Source organism: Faecalibacterium sp. Marseille-P9312, assembly GCF_902497445.1.
GTDB lineage: Bacteria > Bacillota > Clostridia > Oscillospirales > Ruminococcaceae > Faecalibacterium > Faecalibacterium longum.
In genome coordinates, this window is the sequence record NZ_CABVEW010000019.1 from 53666 (window position 1) to 62974 (window position 9309).

Sequence of the window (9309 nt, forward strand, 5' to 3'; positions counted from 1 at the left end):
CCTCCTTAGTTATTCTCAGCGAACGGAGCGCCCAGAGCCTTCAGCAGCTCCTTGCCCTCTTCGTCGGTCTTAGCGGTGGTAACGAAGCAGACATCCATGCCGCGGACTGCATCGACCTTCTCGAAGTCGATCTCGGGGAAGATGATCTGCTCCTTGATGCCGCATGCAAAGTTGCCGCGACCGTCAAAACCGTTGCCGTTGATGCCGCGGAAGTCGCGGACACGGGGCAGTGCGATGTTGAAGAAACGATCGACGAACTCGTACATACGCTCACCGCGCAGGGTGACCTTGCAGCCGATGGGAGTGCCCTGGCGCAGCTTGAAGTTAGCGACGCTCTTCTTGGCACGGCAGACGACCGCCTTCTGGCCAGTGATCTGGCCCAGATCCTTCATGACAGCTTCCAGGATCTTCTCGTTGTCCTTAGCTTCGCCGCAGGCAACATTGATGACGACCTTGTCCAGCTTGGGGATCTGCATAACGCTCTTGTAACCGAACTTCTTGTTCAGAGCAGGAGCAATTTCATTGACATACTGTTCTTTCAAACGAGCCATTGTTCCTTACTCCTTTCTTACAGCTCAGCGCCGCACTTCTTGCAGACGCGGACCATCTTACCGTCCTTCTCGACGTGGCCCACACGCACGGCCTTGCCGCACTTGGGGCAGATGGGCATGACCTTGGATGCGTACATTGCACCCTCAGCCTTGACGATACCGCCCTGCTCGCCCTGACGGCGGGGCTTGACGTGCTTGGTAACCATGTTCTGGCCCTCAACGATGACCTTGTTCTCAGAGGGGCTGACCTGCAGGACCTTACCAGTGTGGCCCTTGTCCTTGCCGCTGATGATCATTACGTTGTCGCCGGTTTTAACATGAAGATTATTCATTTTTAAAACCTCCTTACAGCGATTCCGGAGCCAGGCTCAGGATCTTGGTGTAGCCGGCATCGCGCAGCTCGCGAGCGACGGGTCCAAAGATACGAGTACCCTTGGGGCTCTTGTCGGCCATGACGATAACGGCGGCGTTCTCATCGAAACGGATGTAGGAGCCGTCGTCGCGGCGGACGCCATGCTTGCTGCGCACGATGACAGCCTTGACGACGTCGCCCTTCTTAACGGAGCCGCCGGGGGCTGCCTTCTTGACAGAGCAGACCACGACGTCACCAATGTTTGCGTATCTCTTGCGGGTGCCGCCCAGCACGCGGAAGCACATCAGCTCCTTGGCACCGGTGTTGTCGGCAACTTTGAGATAAGTTTGCATCTGAACCATTTCAGATATCTCCTTTCAAACTGTTCAAAGCAGCGGGCAAAGAAACTTACTTTGCCTTCTCAACGATACGGACCAGGCGCCAGCGCACATCCTTGGACAGGGGGCGGCACTCCATGATCTCAACACGGTCACCGATGCCGCACTCGTTCTGCTCGTCACGAGCCTTGAACTTTGCGGTACGCTTCAGGATCTTCTTGTACAGGGGGTGCTGCACGCTATCCTTAACGGCAACCACGATGGTCTTATCCATCTTGTCGGACACGACGACGCCGACGCGGGTCTTTCTCAGATTACGTTCTTCCATCGTTTAACCTCCTTACTGCTTCTCAGCCAGAACGGTCATCACACGGGCGATGTCCTTCTTGACTGCTTCGATGCGGCCGGGGTTCTCCAGCTGGTTGATGGCATGCTGGAAGCGCAGGTTAAACAGCTCGGCCTTCAGGTCTGCCAGCTTGCTGGTCAGCTCTGCGGTCTGCATTTCGCGGAGTTCATTAGCCTTCATTGGTGCCATCCTCCTTCACGGAGTCCTCACGGACAACAAATTTGCACTTGATGGGCAGCTTGTGCATAGCCAGGCGCAGAGCCTCACGAGCAGTTGCCTCATCGACATCTGCCAGCTCGAACAGAACGCGGCCGGGCTTGACAACAGCGACCCAGTACTCGGGAGAGCCTTTACCGGAACCCATGCGGGTCTCAGCGGGCTTCTCAGTAACGGGCTTATCGGGGAAGATCTTGATCCACACCTTGCCGCCACGCTTGATGTAACGAGTCATGGCAACACGGGCAGCCTCGATCTGAGTGGAGGAGATCCATGCCGGCTCCAGAGCAACAAGGCCGTACTGGCCCTGGCACACCACGTTGCCGCGGGTAGCCTTGCCGGTCATGCGGCCGCGCTGGACGCGGCGGTACTTAACACGCTTAGGCAGTAACATTACTTGTTGCCTCCTTCCTTCTTCTGAGCGTTCTTAGCGCTCTTGAGGACCTCGCCCTTGTAGACCCAGACCTTGACGCCGATGCGGCCGTAGGTGGTGGCAGCCTCAGCGAAGCCGTAGTCGATGTCGGCACGCAGGGTCTGCAGGGGAATGGTGCCCTCGTGGTAGCTCTCGACGCGGGCGATGTCAGCGCCGCCCAGACGGCCGGAGCACATTGCCTTGATGCCCTTTGCAGGGACAGTTGCGCGATCGCGGGGGCTCATAGCGTTACGCATGCACTGCTTCATAGCGCGGCGGAAGGTAACGCGGTTCTCCAGCTGACGAGCGATGTCCTCGGCAACCAGCTGAGCGTTGGTAGCAGCGCTCTTGACCTCGATGACGTTGACGATAACCGTCTTGCCATACTCCTTGGTCAGCTTGTTCTGCAGAGCAACACGCTCTTCGCCGCCCTTACCGATCACCATACCGGGCTTAGCGCAGTAGATGTTGACGGTAACGCGGGGAGCGGAAGTGGAAGGATCCACAGTGCGCTCGATCTCGATCTTGGGGACGCCAGCGTCCTTCAGCTGAGCCTTCAGCTCAGTGCGGATCTTGTGATCCTCGACGAGGTTATCGCTGAAATCCTTCTTGGAGGCAAACCAGCGGCTGTCCCAGTCTTTAATAACGCCGACACGAATGCCGTGCGGATTTACTTTCTGGCCCATTGTTTTCCCTCCTTACTCTTTCTCTTTCAGAACAACGGTCATGTGGCTGGTGCGCTTCAGGATGCGGTAGCCGCGGCCCTGTGCACGAGGCATCATGCGCTTCAGCGTCGGGCCGGGGCAGACGTAGCACTCGGCGACGTAGAGGTTGTTCTTGTCCATATTGAAGTTGTTTTCCGCATTTGCGGCTGCAGACTTCACCAGCTTCAGAAGGGGCTCACAAGCGGCCTTCGGGGTGTACTGCAGGATTGCCAGCGCTTCGTCCAGGGGCTTGTTACGGATCAGATCCATAACGATGGACACCTTACGAGGACTAATGCGGGCATAACGAAGAATTGCCCGAGCTTCCATGTTGTGTTCCTCCTTCTCTTACTTCGAATTACCGGTGTGGCCCTTAAAGGTACGGGTGGGAACGAACTCACCCAGCTTGTGGCCAACCATGTCCTCGGTCACGTACACAGGCACATGCTTGCGGCCGTCGTGGACGGCAAAGGTGTGACCAACGAATTCGGGGAAGATCGTGGAGGCGCGGCTCCAGGTCTTGATGACCTGCTTCTTGCCGGAAGCGTTCATAGCTTCAACGTGCTTCAGAAGAGCAGCCTGGACGAAAGGACCTTTTTTAATGCTTCTACCCATTGTCTTAAACTCCTCTCTTACTTAGCACGCTTCACGATGAGCTTATCGGAGCGCTTATGATGCTTGCGAGTCTTGAGACCCAGAGCAGGCTTGCCCCAGGGAGTCATAGGACCGGAGTGGCCAACAGGTGCGCGGCCCTCGCCACCGCCGTGGGGGTGGTCGCAGGGGTTCATGACGGTACCACGGCTGCCGGGACGGACGCCCATGTGGCGCTTACGGCCAGCCTTGCCCAGGTTGACGTTCTCGTGGTCGATGTTGGAGACCTGACCGATAACTGCGGTGCAGTTGACAGGCACATTGCGCATCTCACCAGAGGGCAGACGGACCAGAGCGTAGCCATTCTCCTTAGCCATCAGCTGAGCCATGTTGCCAGCGGAACGAACCAGCTGAGCGCCGCGGCCGGGATACAGCTCGATGTTGTGGATGATGGTACCGACGGGGATGTTCTCGAAGGGCAGGCAGTTGCCGGGCTTGATGTCGGCGCCCTTGCCGCTGATGACAACATCGCCGACCTTCAGGCCGTCGGGAGCGATGATGTAGCTCTTGACACCGTCAGTGTACTCGACCAGAGCGATGAATGCGCTGCGGTTCGGATCGTACTCCAGAGTCTTGACGGTAGCGGGCATATCGGTCTTCTGACGCTTGAAGTCGATGACACGATACTTGGTGCGGTTGCCGCCGCCCTGATGGCGGACGGTGATACGACCGGTGTTGTTGCGGCCGCTGTGCTTCTTCATGGGCTCCAGCAGGCTGCGCTCGGGAGCGACCTTGGACAGGACGCTGTAATCCGTGACGGTCATGCCGCGGCGGCCCGGAGTAGTGGGGCCATACTTTTTGATAGCCATTGTGCTATTCTCCTTTGTTTATCTTATGAATTATTATCGGGGTCATATCCCCATAGAGGAACCCTCGGTGGGTTCTATCAGACCATGCTGTTGAAGAACTCGATCTCCTTGGAGTCCTTGGTCAGGGTCACGATCGCCTTCTTGGAAGCGGCGGTGTAACCAGCATGCATACCCTGACGGCGGAAACGACCGCGGACAGAGATGGTGTTGACCTTGGAGACCTTGACGCCGGGGAACAGGACCTCGACAGCCTGGGCGATCTCGACCTTGGTAGCATCGGTAGCGACCTTGAAGGTGTACTTCTTGTCAGCGATACCGGCCATGGAGTTCTCGGTAATGACCGGCTTCAGGATAATATCATGTGCGGTTTTCATTAGCCAAGCACCTCCTCGAGCTTCTTCGCTGCGCCAACGCTGATGATCAGCTTGTCGGCGTTCAGCACATCGTAGGTGTTCACGCTGCCTGCGAAGGTGGTCTTGACGCCGGCGATGTTGCCAGCGCTCTTGACGAACTTTGCATCGACAGTCTCATTGACCAGCAGGTTCTTCTTGCCAGCGCCGACGGCGTTCAGCATGGAGACAACAGTCTTGGTCTTGTACTCGTCGCAGGCGAACTTATCAACAACGACCATGTTGCCATTGGCAGCCTTGTCGGACAGGACGCTCAGCAGAGCCAGGCGCTTGACCTTGTTGTTGATGTGGTAGTTGTAGCTGCGGGGCTTGGGGCCCAGAGCGACGCCGCCGTGAGTCCACTGCGGTGCACGGATGGAACCCTGACGAGCGTGGCCGGTGCCCTTCTGGCGCCAGGGCTTCTTGCCGCCGCCGGAAACTTCCATGCGGATCTTGGTGTTCTGGGTGCCCTGACGCTGGTTGGCCAGGAAGTTCACCACAGCAATGTGGACAGCCTTCTCGTTCGGGGTGATACCGAACACGGCGTCGGAAAGCTCGATCTCGCTAACATGCTGACCGTTCATATCGACTACGTTAAACTTTGCCATTGTAGCTTTCCTCCTTACGCCTTCACGCTGTTGGCCAGAGTGACGATGGTGCCCTTGGAACCGGGGACCGCACCCTTGACAGCGATCAGATTGTTCTCGGTGTCAACCTTGACAACGGTCAGGTTCTGCACGGTGACGCGCACAAAGCCCATGTGGCCGGGCAGGCGCTTGCCGGGGAACACGCGAGACGGGGTAGAAGTGGAGCCGTTGGAACCGGCGTGGCGTGCCACCGGGCCGGTGCCGTGGCTCTCACGCAGACGGTGCTGACCGTAGCGCTTGATAACGCCCTGGTAGCCCTTGCCCTTGGAGACGCCCACGACGTCAACCTTGTCGCCAGCTGCGAAGACATCAGCCTTCAGCACATCGCCGACGTTCATTGCGGAGACATCTTCCAGACGGAACTCGCGCAGGGTCTTCTTGGGGGCAACATTTGCCTTCTTGAAGTGGCCTGCAGCTGCCTTGTTGACCTTCTTGGCGGAAACCTCGCCGAAGCCCAGCTGGACAGCCTGATAACCATCGCTCTCGACGGTCTTCTTCTGCACGACGGTGCAGGGACCAGCCTCGATGACGGTCACGGGGATGACCTTGCCGCTCTCATCGAACAGCTGAGTCATACCGACTTTCTTGCCGATAATGCCTTTAACCATTTTCTTTTCCTCCTGTAAAGGTTATTGGTTGGCAGCGCACGTCACTGCCAACATGACCCCTCGGGAAACGAGGGCATCGAATTTGATCGAGTGTCTTTTACAGCTTGATCTCGATGTCCACGCCAGCGGGGAGCTGGAGGCTCATCAGAGCCTCGACCGTCTTGTTGGACGGCTTCAGAATGTCGATCAGACGCTTATGAGTGCGGCTCTCGAACTGCTCGCGGCTATCCTTGTACTTGTGGGTAGCGCGCAGAACGGTGACGATCTCACGATCGGTGGGCAGGGGGATGGGGCCGGACACGCGGGCACCCGTGTGCTTTGCGGTCTCCACGATCTTCTCTGCTGCGGCATCGATCAGCTGAGCATCATAGCTCTGCAGACGGATTCTGATTTTCTCTTTGACTGCCATTGCTTACGCCTCCTGAAAAATTGTTTTGCCCTAGGCGAGCCGATAAATTGCTCTACACAGTTCCGGGTGTTCCTCGATTTGGCACTAGAAAAACCGGTGAACCGCTCGGCAGTTCTCCCGGAAATCTATTAGCAAATCAAATCCGAACATTGGTTCCGCCCGTTTCGCAGGTCGCCCTGCCGGGGGAACGTATTCCATCGCTGTCAGTAATTCTTTCGCCCGGTTCTAAGATCGGACATACTCCGCGGAAATAACCCATCTCAGCTATCGCCGGATGACAACCTCCCGCATCTACGCATATCGCTGGCCTGCACGACTTGTATCGCACAAGCCCTTTGCAGCCGAGAGATATTCTATCACATCTTCGTGCATTTGGCAAGTGTTTTTTCGAAAAAACGCAGATTTTCTTTTTTATTTGCTCCGTTTCATCTCCCGGCCGATTTTCTGTGCAGAATGCACAATCGGGCGGCAGCTTTTTCTGTGGAAAACCCCGCCGACACCAGTATGCCCCCGGGGGCCGGGCCTTATACCTGTTATACAACAAAAAGGGGCCGCCCCGGGTGGTTCCCCAAGGCGGCCCCTGTAAGGGGTCTGTATTTTTTAGCGCCTCTGGCACTTCAGGCTCTCGGCCTGAGCTGCGTTCAGCTGCCGGCTCCCAAGGCCGTCGTGCTCCAGAGCAAACCAGCTACCCCCCTCTGCCAGCAGCTCTGCCACTGACAGGGTGGTCGTCTTGAGGGTGGTGACAAACTGGATCTGCTCCACCCCCTGCTCCTGCAGAGCCTCCAGCGCCTGCCGGGTGCCGTGGAGCCGGGCGGCCAGAGTGTTGGACGTCACCCGCAGGGTGCTGCCCTGCTGCTGGGCGTTAAAAGGCAGGAGGACACCCTCCAGCGTCTCCACATGGAGGCCGGGGGTACCCAGGTCCACCTCATTGCTCTCCTCTGCCGGAGCATTCGGGGCGTCCGGAGTGGGCTTGGGGCGCTCCGGCTCCCACCACTCCTTCTTTATGGTGGTGCCGTCCTGCTCGTAGATGATGTGGTGGATGTAGCCGGTGGTCAGGCCTTTGATGTCCGCCTGGATCTCCTTGCCGTCGGAATAGGTGTAGACGCCATTCTCATATGTTCTCTTGCTGCCGTCACCGATGGTAGCACCGGCACCGTAGGAGCCATCGCTCTTGCCGGCGGTCGCTGTCACCTGAGCGGCTCCGCTCACGGTGACCTTGCTGCCGATGCCATTGACACCGCCGCCGATGCCAGCACCACTGACGCCACCGGCAGCGTTCACAGTTCCGTCGGTGATGGTGATATCTTCGCCGTTGCCCTGCTCACCGCCGCCGATGCCGGCACCACCGAGGCGTCCCTTAGCAGTCACCGTGCCGCCGGTGATGGTGATGTTTTTGCCGTCGCCCTCCTCACCGCCGCCGATGCCCGCACCATTGCCACCGGCAGCAGTCACCGTGCCGCCGGTGATGGTGATGTTTTCGCCGTTGCCCCGGAAACCGCCGCCGATGCCGGCACCATAGTCGCCACCGGCAACGGTCACCCTGCCGCCGGCGATGGTGATGTTTTTGCCGACGCCGCTGATGCCGCCGCCGATGCCGGCACCATAGTCGCCTCCGGCAGCGTTCACCGTGCCGCCGGTGATGGTGATGTCTTCGCCGCTGCCCTCATCACCGCCGCCGATGCCGGCACCACCATCGGTGCCGGTAGCGTTCACCGTGCCGCCGGTGATGGTGATGGCTTCGCCGCTGCTCCTGGAGCCGCCGCCGATGCCAGCACCACCATCGGTGCCGGTAGCGTTCACCGTGCCGCCGGTGATGGTGATGTTTTTGCCGTTGCCTACGCCGCCGATGCCAGCAGCCCATTTGCCACCGGTAGCGGTCACGCTGCCGCCGGTGATGGTGATGTTTTCGCCGCTGGCGTCGCCCCATTGTCCGCCGCCGCCGATGCCGGCACCACTATCGCCTCCGGTAGCCTTCAGGCTGCCGTCTTTATTATCGTCCTTCAGGGTCAGCGTGCCTTCAGAGGTGTTTTTTTCAAGGCCCGCCCTGTCATAGCCGCTTTTCAGCTCGTTCTTGCCGTCCAGCTCGATCTCCACATTGCCCTTTCCCTGAACGCTCAGGGCGGCCTTTCCACTAGTCGCAAAGTCTCCGGTGTCGCTCACATCGATCTTTACGTCTTTCAGGGTGAGTTTCAGCGCCGTGGCAGCGTTGTTGATCACCGTAATGATGTTTTTGCAAAAGCCATTTGCCGGGGCCGGGGCTGCAGGGGCAGCATCAGCCGGGGCTGCCTGCTGGGGCTGGGGCTGCTGCCCGGCGCTTTCCTGCCGGTCAGTGTTCTCCGACTCCTCAGTGTTCTCCGACTCCTCAGCGTTCTCCGGCTGGTCTGCATCTTCCGGTTCCTCAGCGTCCTCCGGCTGGTCTGCGCCTTCCGGCTGCTCGGCGTCCTCCGGCTGGGCCGGGGGAGCAGGCTGGTAGTTGTCCTCTACCACAGGGCCAAAGCCGGAATCCTCTGCTGCGGGACCTTCCAGGTCGCTCTCCAGCGTGGTGGCGGCCTTTTTATAGGTGGTGATGATGATCTCATCATCGTCCCCAATCTTCTCTGCCTCACTGTCGCCCTGTTGGACGGTCTGTTTGCCATGCTCATCTTTGGTGATGGTAATATCGCCGTAGTCGATATAGTAGGTCCTTGAGGTCGCTGCAAAGGCCGGAGCCGCCAGAGACACTGTGATGCTCAACGCTGCCATCAGAGCTGCTGCCCGGCGGAATGCGCTGTTCTTTTTCATGGTGGTTTCCTTTCTTTTTCTACGCTTTCTTGTGCTTTTTGCGCTCTTTTTTGTGGAGGGCGCATTTTTTTTTTTAAATTGTACCCCCCCCCCCCC

General features: G+C 58.5%; 15 protein-coding genes. All 15 read right to left on the reverse strand.

Annotation, left to right across the window (positions count from 1 at the left end; translation table 11 throughout):
• Positions 1-5: 5 nt before the first annotated feature.
• A complete protein-coding gene (gene rplE, locus F3G95_RS12685) occupies positions 6-551 on the reverse strand; it encodes a 50S ribosomal protein L5 (protein ID WP_015564641.1) in 546 nt (181 codons plus the stop codon).
• A gap of 17 nt (positions 552-568) precedes the next feature.
• Complete coding sequence (gene rplX, locus F3G95_RS12690) at positions 569-883, reverse strand: 50S ribosomal protein L24 (protein WP_005934911.1); 315 nt, start codon at positions 881-883, stop codon at positions 569-571.
• Between the two features lie 13 nt (positions 884-896).
• The gene (gene rplN / locus F3G95_RS12695) at positions 897-1265 is read right to left on the reverse strand and encodes a 50S ribosomal protein L14 (RefSeq protein ID WP_005938014.1); all 369 of its coding nucleotides are present in this window, start codon (positions 1263-1265) and stop codon (positions 897-899) included.
• Between the two features lie 46 nt (positions 1266-1311).
• Positions 1312-1569, reverse strand: a complete 258-nt coding sequence (gene rpsQ / locus F3G95_RS12700; RefSeq protein WP_005938017.1) for a 30S ribosomal protein S17 — start codon at positions 1567-1569, stop codon at positions 1312-1314.
• Between the two features lie 12 nt (positions 1570-1581).
• A complete protein-coding gene (rpmC, locus tag F3G95_RS12705) occupies positions 1582-1767 on the reverse strand; it encodes a 50S ribosomal protein L29 (protein ID WP_005921879.1) in 186 nt (61 codons plus the stop codon).
• Entirely contained in the window at positions 1757-2197 is a 441-nt protein-coding gene (rplP, locus tag F3G95_RS12710) for a 50S ribosomal protein L16 (RefSeq protein ID WP_005938020.1), read from the reverse strand. The genes rpmC and rplP overlap by 11 nt, the downstream gene beginning before the upstream one ends.
• Positions 2197-2901 carry a 30S ribosomal protein S3 gene (rpsC, locus tag F3G95_RS12715; RefSeq protein WP_015564639.1) on the reverse strand — a complete coding sequence of 235 codons (705 nt, stop codon included), beginning with the start codon at positions 2899-2901 and terminating at the stop codon, positions 2197-2199. Before rpsC ends, rplP begins: the two co-directional genes overlap by 1 nt.
• A gap of 12 nt (positions 2902-2913) precedes the next feature.
• A complete protein-coding gene (gene rplV, locus F3G95_RS12720; RefSeq protein ID WP_005921882.1) occupies positions 2914-3249 on the reverse strand; it encodes a 50S ribosomal protein L22 in 336 nt (111 codons plus the stop codon).
• Between the two features lie 18 nt (positions 3250-3267).
• Positions 3268-3534 carry a 30S ribosomal protein S19 gene (gene rpsS, locus F3G95_RS12725; protein WP_005934915.1) on the reverse strand — a complete coding sequence of 89 codons (267 nt, stop codon included), beginning with the start codon at positions 3532-3534 and terminating at the stop codon, positions 3268-3270.
• Between the two features lie 17 nt (positions 3535-3551).
• Positions 3552-4379 (reverse strand): 50S ribosomal protein L2, encoded by an 828-nt coding sequence (gene rplB / locus F3G95_RS12730; RefSeq protein ID WP_015564638.1) that lies wholly within the window; start codon positions 4377-4379, stop codon positions 3552-3554.
• A gap of 77 nt (positions 4380-4456) precedes the next feature.
• Positions 4457-4753: a 50S ribosomal protein L23 gene (gene rplW / locus F3G95_RS12735; RefSeq protein WP_015564637.1), complete on the reverse strand. Its 297-nt coding sequence runs from the start codon at positions 4751-4753 to the stop codon at positions 4457-4459.
• Positions 4753-5376: a 50S ribosomal protein L4 gene (gene rplD / locus F3G95_RS12740; protein ID WP_015564636.1), complete on the reverse strand. Its 624-nt coding sequence runs from the start codon at positions 5374-5376 to the stop codon at positions 4753-4755. Before rplD ends, rplW begins: the two co-directional genes overlap by 1 nt.
• 14 nt (positions 5377-5390) lie before the next feature.
• Entirely contained in the window at positions 5391-6023 is a 633-nt protein-coding gene (rplC, locus tag F3G95_RS12745; protein WP_015564635.1) for a 50S ribosomal protein L3, read from the reverse strand.
• Between the two features lie 97 nt (positions 6024-6120).
• The gene (rpsJ, locus tag F3G95_RS12750; protein WP_005934923.1) at positions 6121-6432 is read right to left on the reverse strand and encodes a 30S ribosomal protein S10; all 312 of its coding nucleotides are present in this window, start codon (positions 6430-6432) and stop codon (positions 6121-6123) included.
• Between the two features lie 600 nt (positions 6433-7032).
• Complete coding sequence (locus F3G95_RS14100; RefSeq protein WP_149795236.1) at positions 7033-9213, reverse strand: hypothetical protein; 2181 nt, start codon at positions 9211-9213, stop codon at positions 7033-7035.
• Positions 9214-9309 lie beyond the last annotated feature (96 nt).